At 58.5% G+C, this 18,645-nt stretch carries 18 protein-coding genes; 9 read left to right on the top strand and 9 right to left on the bottom strand.

Translation table 11 applies throughout. From position 1 onward, the window contains the following. Window positions 1-47: 47 nt before the first annotated feature. Window positions 48-2,075, top strand: a complete 2,028-nt coding sequence (locus SLH47_RS05030) for a M3 family metallopeptidase (RefSeq protein ID WP_320238284.1) — start codon at window positions 48-50, stop codon at window positions 2,073-2,075. Window positions 2,076-2,096: 21 nt separating this feature from the next. Here SLH47_RS05030 and SLH47_RS05025 read toward each other — a convergent pair whose 3' ends face one another. Continuing rightward, a complete protein-coding gene (locus tag SLH47_RS05025) occupies window positions 2,097-3,005 on the bottom strand; it encodes a cation diffusion facilitator family transporter (RefSeq protein WP_320238283.1) in 909 nt (302 codons plus the stop codon). A gap of 49 nt (window positions 3,006-3,054) precedes the next feature. Continuing rightward, a complete protein-coding gene (locus SLH47_RS05020) occupies window positions 3,055-3,585 on the bottom strand; it encodes an SH3 domain-containing protein (RefSeq protein ID WP_320238282.1) in 531 nt (176 codons plus the stop codon). 107 nt (window positions 3,586-3,692) lie between these two features. Between SLH47_RS05020 and SLH47_RS05015 the strand changes: the two genes are divergently transcribed. Then, window positions 3,693-4,679, top strand: a complete 987-nt coding sequence (locus SLH47_RS05015; RefSeq protein WP_320238281.1) for a D-glycerate dehydrogenase — start codon at window positions 3,693-3,695, stop codon at window positions 4,677-4,679. A 110-nt stretch (window positions 4,680-4,789) separates the two neighbouring features. Beyond that, window positions 4,790-6,004 (top strand): hypothetical protein, encoded by a 1,215-nt coding sequence (locus SLH47_RS05010; protein ID WP_320238280.1) that lies wholly within the window; start codon window positions 4,790-4,792, stop codon window positions 6,002-6,004. A gap of 63 nt (window positions 6,005-6,067) precedes the next feature. Here the strand turns inward: SLH47_RS05010 and SLH47_RS05005 are convergent, their stop codons facing one another. Beyond that, a complete protein-coding gene (locus SLH47_RS05005) occupies window positions 6,068-6,724 on the bottom strand; it encodes a hypothetical protein (RefSeq protein WP_320238279.1) in 657 nt (218 codons plus the stop codon). A gap of 172 nt (window positions 6,725-6,896) precedes the next feature. Between SLH47_RS05005 and SLH47_RS05000 the strand changes: the two genes are divergently transcribed. Next, window positions 6,897-9,389 carry an FAD-dependent oxidoreductase gene (locus tag SLH47_RS05000; protein WP_320238278.1) on the top strand — a complete coding sequence of 831 codons (2,493 nt, stop codon included), beginning with the start codon at window positions 6,897-6,899 and terminating at the stop codon, window positions 9,387-9,389. A gap of 4 nt (window positions 9,390-9,393) precedes the next feature. Here the strand turns inward: SLH47_RS05000 and SLH47_RS04995 are convergent, their stop codons facing one another. Genes SLH47_RS04995 through SLH47_RS04980 form a run of 4 tightly spaced genes read right to left on the bottom strand, consistent with a single transcriptional unit; the run spans window position 9,394 to window position 12,429 of the window. Next, window positions 9,394-9,699, bottom strand: coding sequence for a hypothetical protein (locus tag SLH47_RS04995; RefSeq protein WP_320238277.1), 306 nt, complete (start codon window positions 9,697-9,699; stop codon window positions 9,394-9,396). A gap of 29 nt (window positions 9,700-9,728) precedes the next feature. Beyond that, window positions 9,729-10,433 (bottom strand): GNAT family protein, encoded by a 705-nt coding sequence (locus SLH47_RS04990; protein ID WP_320238276.1) that lies wholly within the window; start codon window positions 10,431-10,433, stop codon window positions 9,729-9,731. Beyond that, window positions 10,430-11,500 carry an FAD-binding oxidoreductase gene (locus tag SLH47_RS04985; RefSeq protein WP_320238275.1) on the bottom strand — a complete coding sequence of 357 codons (1,071 nt, stop codon included), beginning with the start codon at window positions 11,498-11,500 and terminating at the stop codon, window positions 10,430-10,432. Before SLH47_RS04985 ends, SLH47_RS04990 begins: the two co-directional genes overlap by 4 nt. Next, window positions 11,497-12,429, bottom strand: a complete 933-nt coding sequence (locus SLH47_RS04980; protein WP_320238274.1) for an aldo/keto reductase — start codon at window positions 12,427-12,429, stop codon at window positions 11,497-11,499. Before SLH47_RS04980 ends, SLH47_RS04985 begins: the two co-directional genes overlap by 4 nt. Before the next feature lie 56 nt (window positions 12,430-12,485). Here SLH47_RS04980 and SLH47_RS04975 point away from each other — a divergent pair, with 56 nt between their 5' ends. After that, window positions 12,486-13,082, top strand: a complete 597-nt coding sequence (locus SLH47_RS04975; RefSeq protein ID WP_320238273.1) for a hypothetical protein — start codon at window positions 12,486-12,488, stop codon at window positions 13,080-13,082. Here the strand turns inward: SLH47_RS04975 and SLH47_RS04970 are convergent. Continuing rightward, window positions 13,043-13,702 (bottom strand): DUF2306 domain-containing protein, encoded by a 660-nt coding sequence (locus SLH47_RS04970; RefSeq protein WP_320238272.1) that lies wholly within the window; start codon window positions 13,700-13,702, stop codon window positions 13,043-13,045. The genes SLH47_RS04975 and SLH47_RS04970 overlap by 40 nt on opposite strands. A gap of 226 nt (window positions 13,703-13,928) precedes the next feature. On the opposite strand from SLH47_RS04970, the gene SLH47_RS04965 reads away from it, so the two are divergent. Continuing rightward, complete coding sequence (locus SLH47_RS04965) at window positions 13,929-14,522, top strand: nicotinate-nucleotide adenylyltransferase (RefSeq protein ID WP_320238557.1); 594 nt, start codon at window positions 13,929-13,931, stop codon at window positions 14,520-14,522. Then, window positions 14,516-15,988, top strand: a complete 1,473-nt coding sequence (gene dacB, locus SLH47_RS04960; RefSeq protein WP_320238271.1) for a D-alanyl-D-alanine carboxypeptidase/D-alanyl-D-alanine-endopeptidase — start codon at window positions 14,516-14,518, stop codon at window positions 15,986-15,988. Before SLH47_RS04965 ends, dacB begins: the two co-directional genes overlap by 7 nt. 22 nt (window positions 15,989-16,010) lie before the next feature. Here dacB and SLH47_RS04955 read toward each other — a convergent pair whose 3' ends face one another. Further along, window positions 16,011-16,430 carry a tellurite resistance TerB family protein gene (locus SLH47_RS04955; RefSeq protein ID WP_320238270.1) on the bottom strand — a complete coding sequence of 140 codons (420 nt, stop codon included), beginning with the start codon at window positions 16,428-16,430 and terminating at the stop codon, window positions 16,011-16,013. 111 nt (window positions 16,431-16,541) lie between these two features. Here SLH47_RS04955 and SLH47_RS04950 point away from each other — a divergent pair, with 111 nt between their 5' ends. Beyond that, window positions 16,542-18,110 carry a lysine--tRNA ligase gene (locus tag SLH47_RS04950; protein WP_320238269.1) on the top strand — a complete coding sequence of 523 codons (1,569 nt, stop codon included), beginning with the start codon at window positions 16,542-16,544 and terminating at the stop codon, window positions 18,108-18,110. A gap of 60 nt (window positions 18,111-18,170) precedes the next feature. Beyond that, a complete protein-coding gene (locus SLH47_RS04945; protein ID WP_320238268.1) occupies window positions 18,171-18,575 on the top strand; it encodes a DUF4864 domain-containing protein in 405 nt (134 codons plus the stop codon). Window positions 18,576-18,645: the final 70 nt, after the last annotated feature.

Below are 18,645 nucleotides of genomic sequence, written 5' to 3'. Positions count from 1 at the left end.
GCAACTTCTAAGGGTGCACCCTAGGTTAGCAACAAAGGAGAACTGTCATGACAAACCCGCTGCTTGCTGATTGGTCTACCCCGTTTGAAATGCCGCCCTTTGATCTGATTTCGGACGACGATTACGCCCCGGCGCTGGACATCGCGATGGACGAAGCGCGTGCGAACATCGCCGCGATTGCGGAAAGTGCGGAACCTGCCACTTTTGAAAACACGATCGCGGCGCTGGACGCGACCGAGGATGCGTTGAACCGGGTCCTGAGCACGTTTTACGCGGTCGCCGGTGCTGACAGTAATGACAAGCGCGAGGCCCTGCAGCGCGAATTTGCCCCGAAGCTGAGCGCCTATGGATCGGAAGTTGTTGAGAACAAGAAGCTGTTTGCGCGGATCGAGGCCGTGTGGCAGGCCCGCGACAACCTTGATCTGACACCGGAACAACAACGTCTCCTGATGTTGAAACGGCGCAATTTTGTGCGGGCCGGTGCCCAGTTGAGCGGCGCGGCAGAGAAGGAACTGCGCGAGGTGAAGTCGCGGCTGTCCGTTCTGGGCACGGATTTCATGCAGAACCTTCTTGCCGACGAACGCGACTGGTTCATGACGCTTGGTCCAGATGATCTGCAAGGGTTGCCTGATTTTGTGGTGGCCACGGCTAAAGCTGCTGGTGCGGAGAAAGAGGCAGACGGTCCGGTCGTGACCTTGTCTCGGTCCTTGATCGTCCCGTTTCTGCAATTCTCCGAGCGGCGCGATCTGCGCCAGAAGGCTTACGAGGCCTGGGTGGCCCGCGGTGCCAATGGCGGTAAGACTGATAACCGCGCCATCGCGGCTGAGACGCTGAAACTGCGCGAAAAGCGGGCCGCACTTTTGGGCTATGAAACCTTTTCTGATTTCAAGCTGGAAACGGAGATGGCCAAGACCCCCGATGCGGTGCGCGATTTGCTGATGCAGGTCTGGCGCCCGGCCAAGGCTGCCGCCGATGCGGATGCCGAAGTGCTTGAGCGCATGCTGCACGCCGATGGCTGGGATGGCCCGTTGGAACCATGGGACTGGCGGTTCTATTCCGAGAAGCGGCGCAAGGAATTGCACGATCTCGATGAAGCCGAGTTGAAACCCTATCTGCAGCTTGAACGGATGATCGCGGCGAGCTTCACCTGCGCTAGCCGATTGTTCGGACTGGAGTTCAAGGAGATCGAAGGGCCGCGTTATCACCCGGATGTCCGGCTGTGGGAGGTGACCCGCGACGGAGAACATGTTGCCGTGTTCATGGGCGATTATTTTGCGCGGAACTCAAAGCGGTCGGGTGCTTGGTGCACCGCGATGCGCGTCCAGAAACGTCATGGCGGTGTGGCGCAACCGCTTATTCTGAACGTCTGCAACTTTGCCAAGCCCGAAGAGGGGAAGCCCGCGCTTTTGTCCTATGACGATGCGCGCACGCTGTTTCACGAATTTGGGCATGCGCTGCACCAGATGCTGTCAGATGTGACCTATGAGAGCATGAGTGGCACATCCGTGGCACGCGATTTCGTTGAACTTCCCAGCCAGCTTTACGAGCATTGGCTAGAGGTGCCCGCAGTTCTAAGCGAATTTGCCACACATGCCGAAACAGGTGAACCGATGCCGCAGGATTTGCTTGATCGGATGCTTGGCGCATCCACCTACGACATGGGATTTCAGACGGTCGAATATGTGGCCTCGGCCCTTGTTGATCTGGGCTTCCACGACGGGCCCGCGCCGAGCGATCCAATGCAAAAACAGGCCGAAATTCTGGAAGAGATCGGGATGCCACACGCGATCCGCATGCGCCACGCGACACCCCATTTTGCGCATGTCTTTGCCGGTGATGGCTATTCCAGCGGCTATTACAGCTACATGTGGTCAGAAGTGATGGATGCCGACGCCTTTGCCGCCTTTGAAGAGGCAGGCGGCCCGTTTGATCAGGATGTGGCGAAGCGACTGGAAGAGACGGTGCTGTCCTCAGGTGGATCGGTCGATGCGGCGGAGCTTTACACCGCGTTCCGTGGTCGTCTGCCCGGTGTCGAGGCGCTCTTGAAAGGGCGGGGTCTGGACAAAGCGGCCTGACGACACGTTAGGAGATGGGCATTAGTTGCGCGGATCATCAGGGTGCCTTTGCACGCCGATAGGGTCTTTGTGGATCATCACGTCTGCGCGGGGGTAGGCCGCGATGATCGCGCGCCTGAGTGCGGCGCCGATCGCGTGCGCCTCATCCAGGCTTTGCGAACCGTCAAGCTCGATATGCAAGTTGACAAAGACCTTGCTGCCCGCGACCCGGGTCTTGAGATCATGGTAGCCATGCACCCCGTCGAAACTTTCGGTGATGGCGCAAATGCCCGTAATCATTTCAGGGTCGGCTTGCTTGTCCATCAACGCGTCCCAAGCGGATTTGCCGATCCTGAGTGCCCCGACTATCAGGAGTGCCGCGGCCCCTAGCGCGACAACGCTGTCGATCTGGTGCAGTCCAAATGTGCCTGACGCCCAAAGCGCGAAGATTGCGCCGACATTCGGGATCAGATCGCCGAGGTAGTGCAGGCTGTCTGCGCGCACGACCTTGTTGTCGGTGCGGCGCGCGACATAGCGTTGCCACATCACCAGGCCCAAGGTAATCGCAATTGCGAAAAGCATGAGCGTGATGCCCAAACCTTCGCGTTCTGGGATGGCCGCCTCGCCGGAAATTAGCCGCAGGATCGCTGCCGTCGCAATGACCCCGGCAGAAGCCAGAATGAAAAGTGACTGCCCAAGTGCCGCAAGATCCTCGGCCGAGCTATGGCCGAAATTATGGTCCTCGTCGGCGGGTTTGGCCGCATAGGCAATTGCGATCAAGCCGCCAAGCGACATCATCAGGTCGAGCGCGCTGTCCGCAAGGCTTGCGGCAACAGCGAGCGATGACGTCTCACCGTAAGCCCAGAGCTTGATGATAACGAGAACCAGCGCGACGGCGACGGAAAGGACACCGGCAGACAGATTAAGCTGGGTATCGCGGCGCAGGGACATGAGATTGCATCATGCATATCCCGGCAGGTGATGCCATCGGTTGGAGGGGTTAATCGCGGATTTCGCTTTCTGCCACGCCCCAGAGCGTCGCTTTCGGTGCCCAACCGCGATAACCACCCGCAGTCAGGCGACACCAATCTGGCGTACATTGTCCAAGCCGCGCGATCACCCCAGGTTCCAGCATCGCATTTTCGAGCGCGCCTTCTTCTGGCCGGGCACGCAGAGCAGTGATCTCACCGTCAATCAGGACAGTGCGCGCACCTGACAGCATGGTGTAATGCACCCACCCGCCTTGTCCGTCGCGGTCAATGACCCGGCGCCAATGGCCATATTCCGCTATCACCTGCAGTGGCATATGGCGACGCGTGAAGACCCAATCGATCCGATGTGACAAGGACGGCCCCCGCCGCACGTTTGACTCGGATGTCTTGAGCGAAACGAAACGTGGCAATGGCAGGTTCGTTTCGGGACCCAGCGTTGGGGTCTCATTCACCGGTTGGGCGGCGGCGTGGCTGGCCAGATTTGTCACAAGACAAACAACGCCCAGCATCGCGCAAAGCCGCTTCACCACGTTTCGCATTTTCGGCCCTTACTGCTTTCATTTGGCGCGCGGTTCTTGTGCTGCGCGTCCCTTTCGCGCAACCTGCCATGGGAAGAAGTTCTTGAAAACCCGTGGGAGGGATCTCAATGCCAGGTAAGCGGTTGAGTGTTGTCGTGACGCGACGGTTGCCTGAAGTGGTCGAGACCCGCATGAAAGAGCTGTTTGATGTGGCGCTGCGTGACGATGATACGCCGATGACCGCCGACGAACTCGCGGCGGCAATGAGCCAGGCCGATGTTCTTGTTTCGACGATCACCGACCAGATCGATGCAAAGCTTTTGGCGCGGGCCGGCGAACGGCTGAAGCTGATCGCCAATTACGGGGCTGGCGTCGACAACATCGACGTGGCCACCGCCCGGCAGCGCGGCATTCATGTGTCGAACACCCCCGGTGTCGTGACCGAGGATACGGCGGATATGGTTATGGCCCTGATCCTTGCCGTCACCCGCCGCATGGCTGAGGGGCTGCGTATCGCGCAGTCGCAGGAATGGTCGGGCTGGTCACCCACAGCGATGATGGGTGGTCGGATCAAAGGGCGTCGTTTAGGTATTTTGGGCATGGGCCGGATCGGGCAGGCGGTGGCGCGGCGTGCGGCGGTCTTTGGCATGCAGGTGCATTATCATAACCGCAAACGCCTGCGCCGCGAGATTGAGGAGGCGCTGGAGGCCACCTACTGGGACAGTTTGGATCAGATGGTCGCGCGCGTCGATATTCTGTCGATCAACTGCCCGCATACGCCCTCGACATTTCATCTGATGAATGCGCGGCGGCTGAAGCTGATGAAACCCGATGCGGTGATCGTGAATACCTCGCGCGGCGAGGTGATCGATGAAAACGCGCTGACCCGCATGTTGCGCGCAGGCGAGATTGCTGGCGCCGGCCTGGATGTGTTTCAACGGGGTCCGATGATCAACCCACGGCTGCAAGAGCTGCCAAATGCGATACTTTTGCCACATATGGGATCTGCGACGCTCGAAGGTCGTATCGAAATGGGCGAGAAGGTTATAATCAATATAAAGACTTTTGAGGATGGTCACAGGCCACCTGATTTGGTCGTTCCGTCTATGTTGTGATTCTTGATCAGTGTTAAGGTTTTGGTGATCCGTTTCTCGGTAGCTTCGTATAACTCCTAATGACAGTATGGTGTGCGGTGCACATCTTCCATATAGGGATCCGTGACCTAATGCGTATCTTGCTGCCCTTGTACGGTTTGCTGATTGTGGTCTTTGCCGTCGGTTTTGTTTACGTGTTCAAGGCTGGGCTTGATCACTATGTTGCGTCCAACAGCCTCGCAGAGATGCAGATTGACCCGCCTGACGGCTGGACTGTTCGTCCTTACCAGCTTGCCGATGGCGCTGTAATCACGGGCAGTGATGTTGATCCGGCAGCCGCCATTGGTACAACTGCGACCATTCTCAACAGCTTTGACATCCCCACCGGCGGCTTGAAAGAAGGCGCTGTAAAGACCTTCCAGCGTGACAATGAAATGCTGGCGTTGCGCTTGGAGCGGGGACCGCATGAACCAAAGCGCGTGTCTTTGGCAGACCGTTTGGGCTATGGAACGCCCGAAGAGACGCTTGATCCCGACACCGTGTTTGCGACTGTGGCGGGATTGCCGCTGATCGCGCATCCGCGCGAGTCAATTGTTGAAGGGATGCCCGCACCGCGGCCGGTTAACTACCGTTACTTCACCATGACAATCGGCGACAAAACGATCGATGAAGTCATGGAAGTGGCCGTTTTGACCAACAGCAGCGACGCAGCTTTGGTCGCGATCCTTGATCGAGTTGATATTGCTTTTTTGAATGAGCGGTTGCCGACACCCGATACGCGCGTCATGGCATCTGCGGGCGTGTTGACACGTGATGCACTGCCATTGTCGGATGTACCACCCCGACCAACCCCTGCATATCGCGCACTGGAATTACTCGCGTCTGGGCAGAGTTTTGACGCACCTTGGGGCGAGGCGTTGGCGCAAATCCGAGACGGCCAGATCACGTCTTTTGAGGAATTGCAAACCCGGTATCCGCGCATCGATACATTGCCTTATGCGCTGCTTGAAGTGCTTGAAGACGGATCGCAAACAAGTACAGCCCGCTATTATGCGCGTATTCTGAGTAATAGCGGGCGAGCATGGAGTGGTCACGAATTTCACGTGCTCTCTACAATCGCCGAGGTTGGCAGTACGCAGGCAGATCTGAACGAGTATCTCGCCGGACAGTATGACGTCGCAGCCGAAGTGCTTGCGCTGGCAAAACGCTTGCCAGAAGGCCCAGCACCCGGCGCCACGCCTGCACAGGTCGTGCAATCGGGTGTCGTGCCCACCGGAGGTTTGCGGAACGCAGCAACCTGCGTGCTGGAGAATGGCGTGCGGCGCTGTACTGTAGGCAGCAACTAAAACCTTCGTAAGCCGCGTTGTTGGCGGTCTGAAGGCCGAGGTATGTAGCAACGTTGGGTTGGCCTAGACGCCGCCCGCCCAGTGCTTTGGAAGAAGTGCCTTGTCTTGGCCAACCTCAACGATTTCGCGGTAATGCTTCATTGAATGGGCCGGGAAGGGTCGTTGTTGTGTTGGCGCAAGCTCTCTAACACGGCCCATATGATTGAACGCACCAGGCAGTTTTGGAACCACATCGTCCACGCGGTTGATCAGCAGGCATTTTTCGTGGTGTTTGACGGGTCCTTTCGCGAATTTCGGGCGTGGTGCAGCAAAGCCGATACCCGGCGCGCCATAGCTTTTTGACAGGATTTGCGTGGCAGCAGCGCCGAGCGAATGTCCGATCACATATTTCGGACGGATATTCAGTGTCTTGAGCCACTCGAAAACAACCGAAGAATAGGCCAAAAAACCCTGATGCCAGGTCGTGCCAGAATGCCCTTTCTCGGTCTTGTCATCGCTCATCCGGAATTGCTGTTGGCCAAGCCGCAAGGGGCGCAAGTTGTAGCGCAAATAATCGCGGACCGAATTCGATCCGGGCAAAAGCAGGATATCCCCTTCCAGCAAATGGGCCTGCACATCCTGATGCCCGCAGGAATGGACGACTTTGGGGGATGTGATCCGCTGCGCGGAATAGCTTGCTTCGGCCAGTTTGGCCGCGTCTTCAATGGGAAACTTCATCATAATCACTCTCCTGAATATGCTCAGAAAAGCATGGGTGTTGACGTAAGGTCCAGTGGGGAAACCCTGACCGGGTGCTCCCGCTGTCGCAATCGGACGCTGAGAGGTCGGCTGGTTCTGTCGCGTTGCCCCGCTTTCGCGCAGATTATGCGCAGGCAAGTGAAGGGAGTCGTGCATGAAAACCCAAGTCAAAGCATTGGTCGTCGGTGGCGGCGCTGTGGGCACGTCGATTGCCTATCATCTGGCCAAAGCGGGCTGGGACGATGTGATGCTTTTGGAGCGGGATGAGCTGACTAGCGGGTCGACCTGGCACGCGGCGGGTCTCTTGCCCCTGTTCAATATGTCCTACGCGACGACTCATATCCATAAGTATTCCGTCGATTTCTATAAGACGTTGGAGGAAGAGACCGGACTGAACGCCGGTTTCGCCGTCGTCGGCAACCTGCGCATGGCCCAGACCCAGGAGCGGATGGATGAGTATATGCTCTACGCCTCCACCGCCGAGACCTGCGATGTCCCTTACGTCTGGATGACGCCGGATGAGATCAAGGCGAAATGGCCATTGATCCGGACCGAGGATCTGAAAGGCGCGCTGTATCACCACACGGATGGCTACATTAACCCCGCTGATGTGACCCAGGCGATGGCCAAGGGGGCCCGCCAGCGCGGCGTGATGATCGAACGCAAATGGCAGGCAGATGCGTTTCGCTGGAATGGTGAGGCCTGGGAGGTGACCTGCACGAAGATGGTCGAGAAGGGCGGCAATCTGGTGCCTTCGGATGAGCAGATCGTGATCACGGCGGAGCATGTGGTGACGGCCAGCGGCAACCACGCGCAGACGACGGCGAAGAAGCTGGGCATCAAGATCCCAGCGATCCCGGTTGAGCACCAGTTCATCGTTATGGACAAGGACCCGGCGCTTGAGGCCTTCCGGGCTGAGGGCAATGTCGAACACCCGGTGGTGCGCGATGCCGACGCGCAGTCTTATGTGCGCGAAGAACGCGGTGGCTGGATCTTAGGTGTCTATGAAAAGGGCGCGCCCGCCTGCTTTGAATACGGTGTGCCGGACAGTTTCCGCGCGGACCTCTTCCCGCTCGATCTGGAGCGGATCGAGGAGCAGTATATGGCGATGATCCACCGTATCCCGTCCTGCAAGGAAAGTGGGCTAAAGGACGATTTTAACGGGCCGATTTGCTACACCCCGGACGGCAACCCGCTGGTCGGGCCAGCGCCGGGGCTGACGAATATGTGGCTGGCCGAAGGGTTCTCTTTTGGCATCACCGCTGCTGGCGGCACGGGCTATTACCTCGCTCAGATGATGGTCGAGGGAGAGGCGGAGATCGACATGGCCTCGCTTGATCCCAAGCGCTACGGCGATTGGATGACGACGGAATATGCGGCGCGCAAGAATGAGGAATGCTACGACCACCTCTATATCCTGCACCACCCGGATGAGGAGCGGCCAGCCTGCCGTCCGCTGCGCACCTCGCCCGCTTATGACCGGCAAAATGCGCGTGGCGCACAATTTGGGCAGGTGAACGGGTGGGAGCGTCCGAATTACTATGCACCAGAGGGGTTTAATGATGAAGAAAGCCGGTCGTTCCGACGCGGCGGCTGGTGGCAATATGCGGTGGATGAGGCGAAGGCGATCCGCGAGGGCGTGGGTCTGATCGACGCCACCGCCTTTGCCAAGCACCGGATCAGCGGGCCGGGGGCGACGGCGTTCCTGGATTGGTTCACGACCAACAAGCTGCCCAAAGTGGGCCGGATCAATCTGACCTATGCGCTGACGGCAGCGGGCACGACGCGGACCGAATACACCATCGTTCGGGTGGCCGAGGATGACTACTATCTTGTTTCCGCCGGGGCGTGGCACGCCTATGACGAGGATTACCTTTACAAGGCGATCATGGAGAAAGAGCCTGATTTTGGTCGCATCAACGAAGAGGATGTGACGACCAAATGGGGTGTGTTTGCGATTGCCGGGCCGAAATCACGCGATGTGCTGGCCGAGGTGGTCAAGGATGCGGACCCCGCGACGGCATTGTCGAACAAGCGCTTTCCATGGCTGTCGATGCGGAACATCGAATTGGGCATGTGTCCGGTCCGCGCGATCCGCGTGGCCTATACGGGCGAGTTGGGGTGGGAGTTGCATCACCCAATTGAGATGCAGAACTACCTGTTCGATCTGCTGGAGAAGGCAGGCGAAAAACATGGGATGAAACTCGTCGGCGCACGGGCGCAGAACTGGCTGCGACAAGAGAAATCCTATCGCGCGTTCGGGACTGAACTGGGTCGCGACGCGACCCCGCTGGAGGCGGATTTGCCGCGTTTCGTCGACCTCTCCAAGGACTTCCACGGTAAGGCCGAGATGGAGGCCAAGGGTATCCGATCGCAATGTGTCACGCTGTTGATTGATGGACCGGACGATGCTGATCCCTGGGGTCGTGAAGCGCTGTACCACGGTGAGACGCGCGTCGGGCGGCTGACGTCAGGGGGATACTCCGTCGCCTTCGGTAAGTCTATTGGGATGGGTTATGTCACGCCCGATCTTGCGATTGTGGGCACAAAACTGAAGGTGAAAATGCTCGATCAGCTGTGGGATGCACAGATTGTCGAAGACAGCCCGTACGATCCGCAAAATGCAAGGATCAGGGTCGACGGTTAACCACCTAGCTGCGCCACTTGCGGCGCAGCAGAGTCAGGCGGCGTCGACTGCGGATGATCGCCGCTGACAATGGCGCCTGAAGTGCCGGGATATCAATGGCGAGAAGCAAGAGGCCAAGCGGGATCATCCAGAAACCCAACACCGGCAGCATGCCCAAAGTGCCACCGATAATCAGCAAAAGGGCGACAACAATGCGGCCCGCTATCCATCCACGCGAGCGTAGCTTTGCGACACCAGGCATTAAGCGCCCCAGCCTGTCAAATTGCCGGTCGAACCTGCGGCGCTGCTTGTCGCGTTGTTTCTCGCGCATTTTGCCAACCTTGATGATGCGGCCAGAGCTCACTTTGCCATGAATGATTGCAGCGTCTGCTTTTGGCGCCCTGTCTCATGAAAATTGGTTGGGGCAAGCCAGCTTTCCAATGCAGCTTTGATACGTTGCCAGTCCTGATCGAGGATCGAGAACCACGCCGTGTCCCGGTTGCGGCCCTTATAGATGAGTGCTTGCCGAAACAATCCGTCATAGGTGAAACCCAAACGCTCTGCCGCGCGCCGCGATGGCGCATTCAGAGCATCGCATTTCCATTCGTAGCGCCTGTAGCCCAATTCATCAAAAACGCGTTTCATCATCAGATACATCGCCTCGGTCGCCATGGGCGTGCGCTGCAGTGCTGGAGAGAACGTGATGTAGCCAACCTCAGCTACGCCGTGTTCAGGCTGGATGCGCAGATAACTGGCAACGCCGACGGGTTTGTCGGTGGCCGTATCGATGATGGTAAAGAACAGCGGGTCGGTGCTTGTGCAGGCATTGGTTACCCATGCGGTGTAATCGGCTTCTGATGTAAATGGACCTGTTGGCATATAGGTCCAAAGCGCGCCGGTGGTTTCGGCGCTGAAGGCCGCATGTAAGTCCGCGGCGTGAGAGCGGGCGAGCGGGACCACATCGCAGGTTCGTCCCCGCATTGGGGTGTGCGGGATGGGTGCGCACGCGGTCCAATCGGGGACCGGCGCGCCGATGGCTTGGCCAAGTTCGTTGACGCGCGTCATCCGAAACGCGCCGGAGACAGGGCAGCGATTGTGCTGGCGTCCAATGTGGAAGGCCTTCCCGCGATGAGGTCGGCAAGAAGCTGGCTGGCGCCGGGGCTTGATTGCATGCCGTAGCCGCCTTGGCCTGCGCACCAGATGAAACTGGGCTCTTTTGGGTCCGGGCCAAGCACAAGTGTCCGATCCGGGGCAAATGTCCGTAATCCGGCCCATGAACTTAGGAGGCGGGTGACTGGCGTTGTTACATGGGCCGCGTAGCGATCAAGCCCTTCGGCCAGCGTCAGGTCATCAGCATAGGCGTCGTGCGGCGCAACCGGGTCTTCGTCGGCGGGGGAGACGATCAGCGCGCCCGCGTCGGGCTTCGCATACCAGTCTTCGCCGGGGCCAAACAGCATCGGCCATTTGTCGACCGTCATGCCGTCTGGCGCGGGGATCCGCGCCATTGACCGGCGCAACGGCGTAAAGCCAAGGGGCGCAATGCCTGCCATTTCGGCAATCTGATCGACCCAGGCGCCGGCGGCGTTTATGATGTTTTGGGTCGTGTAGCTCCCCTGCGCAGTGGTGACGGTCCAGCCGGATTTGGTGCGTATGATCTCTTGAACAGGTCGTTTAGTCGCAATTGTCGCCCCGTTGGCACGGGCGTGCCGGGCGAAGCTTTGGATGAGCTTATCGGTATCGATATCCCAGGCATCCGCGTCATAGGCGGCGCGGTCGATTTTTTCCGTATCGAGTGTTGGGATCAGCCCCTGGGCTTCAGCCATAGTAATCGGGTCAAGCTTCATTGTCGCCTGATCTTCCGCAAAGAGCGTTGCATTGGTGGGTGAACCCACCAGCAGAAGGCCGCGGGGATGCAGCACGTCGGCGCTTTCATGATAGTCCCGGCTGGCCTGGTTCAGCGCCACGGTTGAGGGCTTGCCATAGTTTTCTTCGAAAAGCGCCGCTGATCGGCCAGAGGCGTGATAAGCGAGCGCATCTTCTGCCTCAAGAAGTGTCACGCTTCCAAGTTCGGACAGGCGCGCCGTAGCCGAGATGCCTGCAATCCCGCCGCCAATAATCAGAAAGTCGATCATCCTTCTTCCAGGCGATCGGTCGCTGGGGCTGGAGCGACGCTGAGGTCGGTTATCTGGGAATAGAGTGCGGCGGGCATCTCAAAGTCCTGTGCGGCGAGCGATGGCTGCAATTGCGCAACTGACCGGGCAGAGATAATTGGTAGCGGCTTGGCAGGATGGCTTTGTACCCATTTCACTGCAAGTGTTGCGGGTGCTGTTTCATGGTCAGCCGCAAGGCGAGCCAAGGCTTCGGCTGTCTCGTGCATCCAATCTTGCGCATAACGGGCTTTGTATCTCGGATCCTCGTTCAGGCGCCCGGTTTTGCCCTTGCCGTATTTCCCTGTCAGCAATCCGCCCCCCAAGGGTGAATAAGGGATGATAGTGATGTCCTGGTCTTGCGCCATCGGGAAAATCTCAACTTCGGCCTGGCGTTTGACCAGACTGTACATCGGCTGGATCGCATCGATTTGCGTGCCAAGCGATTGGGCGACGGCCTGCGCTTTCATCACTTGCCAGGCGGCATAGTTCGACACCCCGATATGGCGGATGGCACCGGTGGATTGGAGTTCAGCCAGCGTGCTGAAGGTTTCCTCAAGCGGTGTGTCATCGTCAAAGCGGTGCATGTAAAGCAGGTCCACCGCATCTTGATCCAATTGTTTGCGGCAGGTATCGAAATGCTTGGTAATGTTTTCACGCGATGCGCCGCCGACATACCCCACTTTAGTGGCCAGATAGATATCGTTGCGATGATCCTTGATCAGCTTGCCCAGGATCGTCTCAGCCGCGCCACCGGTATAGCCTACCGCCGTATCGAAGTGGTTGATCCCGGCTGCGCGGGCGGCGTCATACATCGCTTGGCTTTCTGCCTCATCCGCTGTGCCGCCAAACTGCATCGTGCCAAAAGTCAGGCGAGAAATCGGAGCGCCGTTGCGTGTCGTCAGATCAGTCATTGCGGCACAGTGGCATGGGTGTGTTACGATGAAAAGACATCATCAGGAGAACCGGAATGGGCCGCGAAGCCATCGCCGTATGTCACTGGCAAGGGGAAGTCGCCGAGGCGAAACTGCATCTTGATAGCAAGATGCTGAGCCTGCGGGGTGAGATGCGCGTTGATATCCCACGTGACGATATACGTGATGTTGTCTTGCGTGATGACGGCTTGCAGGTCGTGACCCCTGGGCCTGTGCTTTTCATGGAGTTTTCGCAGAAGGATGCGGGCCTTTGGCAAAAGGCCTTGCTGAAAAAGCCGCCCACGCTGGCCGAGAAACTGGGGGTTAGTGCAGAGAAACCCGCTTTCGTGCAAGGTTCGTTTGACGATGCGCCTTTGGCCGAGGCGCTGGCGGGTGCGACTGTGCCAGCGCCAGACGAGGCGTCCATACTTTTGGCGATAGTCATGACGCTGTCCGATTTGGAAGCTGCGTCCGATCTCGCCTTGGCCCACCCGGATCGGCACATCTGGATGGTCTATCGCAAGGGCAAAGCAGCCGAAGTGGGCGATACGATCATCCGCGCCCACATGCGCGACAGGGGTTTCATCGACAGCAAGACGAGTGCTGTTTCAGATCAACTCACCACGACGCGGTATCGCTTTCGAGCCAAGTAGACCTCGACCCCGATCAGGTGGGGCAAGTAGAACGCCACATTCTGGGCCAGGTCGAACGCGCCGGTAAAGCCGGGGTTGGACCAAAGTCCGTCCGTTGCCAGATACCAAAGCCCGTAATGGACCCGGTAGAGCCAAGAGCCGATGGCGAGCCAAAAGAAGCGGAGCGCCCAGTTTCGATGTCGCGCAAATTGGCGCGCGCGCGCAAAACGGATGGTTTGGAATGCTGTGATGAGCGTGAGTGCTCCATAAAGCGTAAATCCCGCATCCATCGGCCATCCACCAATAGTTCCGCGCAGGGGGATATAGATCAGGCCCCCAATAGCCGTGATGATCGCCGCACTGCCGATGATGCGCCCCGCCCATCGATGCAGAGCCGGGAAGCGGTTGCGTAAAGGCGCAATCAATTGAAATGGCACCAGACACGTAACGAGGGCGCCCGCAATCATGTGGATGAATATGCCTAGATTTGCAGTAGGGTTGTCGGACATCAGATAATGCGGTTCGGGAAGGGCATCGCGCAGCCCGCCCTGCCCGAAATCAATAGCATAAAAGCCAAAGGGCAACACAAGCAGCGCCAGTACTGAACAGATGATTGTTTGAAATAGATTGCTGCTTGTCATGACAAAAGCATCTGCGCCCCATAGTGCAGCGGTCAAGCCACTAAGAGTGATATTGATCACTGATGCGTCACCGTCACGCGGCACCAAATCACGTCTTGGCAGATTGACATCGTCTTGCCCAAAAGCGCTATTAACGTTGCAAATCAAAGCCCCGCCGATCCAAAGGGAAAAGACCGACGCCCATGACATTCTTGGCCCGAACACGTCTGATGAGGCCGTATCACCCATGAGGGCTGGCCCTGTCGCAAAACCTGGCCAGGTGATCGGGCTGCTTGGCGGGTCGTTTGATCCGCCGCATGCAGGCCATGTGCATATTACGCTTTCCGCGTTGAAGCGGTTTGGGCTGGATCATATCTGGTGGCTCGTCTCGCCGGGCAATCCCTTGAAGTCAGTTGGCCCTGCCCCGCTGAGGGACCGAATGCAGGCGGCGCGCGCGATGATGCGCCATCCACGAGTGCGGGTCACGGATGTCGAGGCGCATTTGCATACACGCTTTACGGCTGAAACTCTGGCGGCCTTACGTGCGCGCTATCCTGGCGTGCGGTTTGTGTGGTTGATGGGCGCCGACAATCTGGCGCAGTTTCACCGCTGGCAAAATTGGCGCTGGATCATTGAAACGGTGCCGGTGGGGGTGATGGCGCGCCCGGGCGACAGGATTGCTGCCCGGCTTTCGAAGGCCGCTCGCATGTATGCTGACGCCCGGCTGCCTGGACGGGCCAGTCATATACTGGGGCGCAGGCAAGCGCCTGCCTGGTCTTTTGTAAACCTGCCGATGTCCTATCAATCCTCGACAGCGATCAGGGCGCGGGGCGAATGGTGAAGTGGATCTCCAGACGGGGCTTTCTGGCCGGTGTGACTTGCAGCCTTGCAACCGGTGCGATGGCTGAGGCGCCGCTGACGTCGATGCGACCAGTGGCACGCGCGGCGGGCGAGAATGCGGTGCGGCAGATGATCATGCGCTCGGGCCTGGCGGGGAAGGTCGGATTTGCGATTGCCGATACTGCGACGGGCGAGATCGTAGGCGCTGTGCTGCCCAACCTTGCCCAGCCGCCCGCGAGCGTGACCAAAGCGTTCACCGCGCTTTATGCGCTGGAAACACTTGGGCCGACGCATCGTTTTGAAACCCGGTTGCTGGGTACCGGCCCCGTGATCGACGGTATTCTGGAAGGTGATTTGATCCTTGCGGGTGGCGGAGATCCCAATCTGGTTACGGATCAACTGGCCGAGCTGGCGACCGGTTTGAAAGAAACCGGGCTGCACGAGGTGCGCGGCGATTTCCTCGTCTGGGATGAGGCGCTCACTAATCTGGCCGAGATCGACGCAGGCCAGGACGATTATGTCGGCTATAACCCGACAGTGACGGGGTTGAACCTGAACTTCAATCGCGTGCATTTCGAGTGGAAGAAAGAGGGCAGCGATTTCGCAACCACCATGGATGCGCGGAGTGAAAACTTCAGGCCAGCCGTAACCTCTGCCCGCATCAATATCGTCGACCGCGCGAGCCCTGTCTTTACCTATCGCGATGTGGGGGATGTCGATCAATGGACGGTCGCGCGGCGGGCACTGAATAACGGTGGGTCGCGTTGGCTGCCGGTGCGGCATCCCGCGCTTTACTGCGCAGAGGTCTTTGCGACCTTCGCACGCAGCCACGGGATTGTGCTGAAACGTGCGAAGAGCATTGCGGAGCTACCAAACGCGCATGTGCTGACCACGCATCAGGGGGTGCCGATGACGCAGTTGATGCGGGGGATGTTGCGGTTCTCCACCAATATCACGGCAGAGGCTGCCGGGCTGGCCGCCACTGCCGCACGCGCCGGTGAAAATCGTGGGCTGCGGACATCCGCCTTGGGCATGGCCCGCTGGGCGACCGATCGGGTCGGGGGCATCGCCCCGGAGTTTGTTGACCATTCGGGTTTGGGTGATCTGTCGCGGGTTACGGCGGGGGATATGGTCCGATTTCTTCTGGCCAAGGATGTCGCGACCACGTTGCACCCGATCCTGAGAACAATCCCGCTCGTCGATGACAATCGCCAGCGCATCCCTGACGAAACGGCCCTGATCCGCGCCAAAACGGGCACGTTGAACTTTGTCACGGGCCTTGCGGGGTATCTGCGCAGTGCGAAAGGCCGCGAATACGCGTTTGCCTATTTCGCGGCGGACCTTGATGCACGTGAACAGGGTAAGCTCTTGGGCAGTGAAAACCCACCCGGGTCGCGGTCATGGAACAATGCAGCGAGGTCGTTGCAGAACCGCATATTACGCCATTGGGCTTTGCGCGCCGGATAAAGCGCGCGACAGCTTTGTCGTGCTACAGCGTCATATGCCTTGCCCGCGCGCCGCGTTCGATGGCAGCCGCATGTAGGCGGTCGAGTTCCAGCTCATCGCGGATTTCCTCAAGCATTCTTGCCTCTTGCCCCGCGATGCGCCCATCCGCCGCAGCTACGTCACATGACAGCGCATAGGCGGTCTCGTAAAGCTGCTCTGGCAAGGCATCTCGGATCAGGCCGAAAAGCGCCTCTAGCCCGTCGACCTGTTCGAGTAGGTCAAATACCATTTTTGACATACGCGGAAGCCGCTCCGGATCATAGCCTGCGAAGACCGGTAAGTTATTGATCGCGTTGCTCATTTTCACCAGCTCGGCGGTGCGGATATTCTCATCAGACGCGGAGGTTGCGATCATCAGGGCGGCAAGTGCGTCTTGCGCGGTCATTGGGGCGTCTTCGAGCATGGCGTTCATCCTTTGCGTTGTCCCATCATTTATTGACGCTTGGCGCCTCTCGCAATAGGGAGTGCGCGGTGTTGTCGCCGGGGTGGTGACAACAAGGATGTGAGAGAGATCATGAGCAATTTGCGCGAAGCGGCGATGACGTCAAAGGCCTGGCCCTTTGTTGAGGCCCGCGCATTGCTGAAACGCTATGAAATGACGCCGCCCGAGAAAGGCTATGTGCTGTTTGAGACGGGCTATGGCCCGTCCGGCCTGCCGCATATCGGGACGTTTGGTGAGGTGCTGCGGACGACGATGATCCGGCGGGCGTTCGAGGTCGTGTCGGACATTCCGACAAAGCTGATCTGCTTTTCCGACGATCTTGACGGCATGCGCAAAGTGCCCGGCAATGTACCGCAGCAAGAGATGCTGGCAGAGCATATCCAGAAGCCGCTGACATCGGTGCCTGACCCGTTCGGGACGCATGAGAGCTTTGGGCATCATAACAACGCGATGCTGCGCCGGTTCCTCGACACGTTCGGGTTTGAGTATGATTTCTATTCGGCGCGCGAGTTCTACAAATCGGGCCAGTTCGATCCGGTCCTCCTACGCGCAGCAGAACGGTATGACGACGTCATGGCCGTCATGCTCAAGTCGTTGCGGGAAGAGCGGCAGGAGACTTATTCGATCTTCCTGCCCATTCATCCTGAAACGGGCCGAGTACTTTATGTACCGATGAAGCATGTCGATGGCGCGAAGGGTGAGATCACCTTTGATGATCCCGATGGGCGTGAATGGACGCTGCCGGTCACCGGCGGCAATGTGAAGTTGCAGTGGAAGCCGGATTTCGGCGCGCGCTGGGCAGCGCTCGACGTTGATTTTGAGATGTATGGCAAAGAACACGCCACCAACACCGCGATCTATGATCGGATTTGCGAGATTTTGGGTGGGCGGAAGCCGAACCATTTCTCGTATGAGCTGTTCCTGGATGAGAACGGGCAGAAGATTTCGAAGTCGTCGGGCAACGGGATTTCGATTGATGAATGGCTGTCCTACGCGGCGACGGAAAGCCTGTCTTACTTTATGTTCCTTAAGCCCAAAACGGCGAAGCGGATGCACTTTGATGTGATCCCGAAGGCGGTGGATGAGTATCACCAGCAGTTGCGCGCTTATGCTGATCAGGACGCGGCGGGGCGGATGAACAACCCGGTTTTCCATATTCACGGGCACAACGTGCCTGCTTCAGACATGGTTGTGCCCTTCGCGATGCTTTTGAACCTTGCTTCAGTGTCTGGGGCCGAGGACAAGGAAACGCTGTGGGCGTTCATACAGCGCTATGCGCCAGAGGCATCCGCCGAGAAGAACCCCCAGATGGATCAAGCCGCCGGATTTGCGGTGCAGTATTACAATGACTTCGTGAAGCCAACGAAGGTTTACCGCGCGCCGACGGATCAAGAGCGGGCGGCGATGGAAGACCTTGTTGCGCGCCTGAGGATTTGGGATGGTGGATTGGATGCCGAAGAGTTGCAATCCATGGTCTTTGCAGTGGGCAAAGAGCATGGGTTTGAGCCTTTGCGCGCATGGTTTACCGCGCTCTATGAGGTGCTGCTGGGTGCGAGCCAGGGTCCGCGCTTCGGTGGGTTCATCGCCCTCTACGGGATCGATGAGACCGTCGCGCTGATCGAAGGTAAGCTGGCGGAATAAGAGAACTGATCGAGCATCCGGCGCGTATCCATCTTGTATGGACAGGAAAGGGACGGCGCGATGAGACGGATTTTTGCCTTTTTTACAGGTCTTTGGCTGCTTGTTACACCGGCCATGGCGCAGGATGCGGATGCAATCGAAGGCGTGATTGGCAACCAGTTGCAGGCGTTTAATGACCGAGATGTCGCTGCCGCCTGGCAATATGCCAGCCCCAACATCAAACGGCTCTTTGGCAATCCCGGCAATTTCGGCATGATGGTCCAGCAAGGCTATCCGATGGTTTGGGACAATGCAGATGTGCGGTTTCTGGAACTGCGCGAAGTCTCTGGGCGTCTGTGGCAGAAAATCATGATCCGCGATGCGGCTGGCGGGCTGCATGTGCTGGATTATCAGATGGTTGAGACCTCCGAAGGCTGGCAGATCAATGGTGTCCAGCTTCTGCCCCCGCCGGATGTTGGTGCCTGACCACCGTGACGGTGGTATCAGCGGCTCTTTAGACCTGTCCGCTACCCCTCTCGGCTGAATGGCGCGTGTT

This window comes from Cognatiyoonia sp. IB215182, assembly GCF_033963905.1.
Taxonomy (GTDB): Bacteria; Pseudomonadota; Alphaproteobacteria; order Rhodobacterales; family Rhodobacteraceae; genus Yoonia.
Note: the sequence above shows the minus strand (reverse complement) of the source record. Positions and strands in the feature narration are given on the sequence as shown.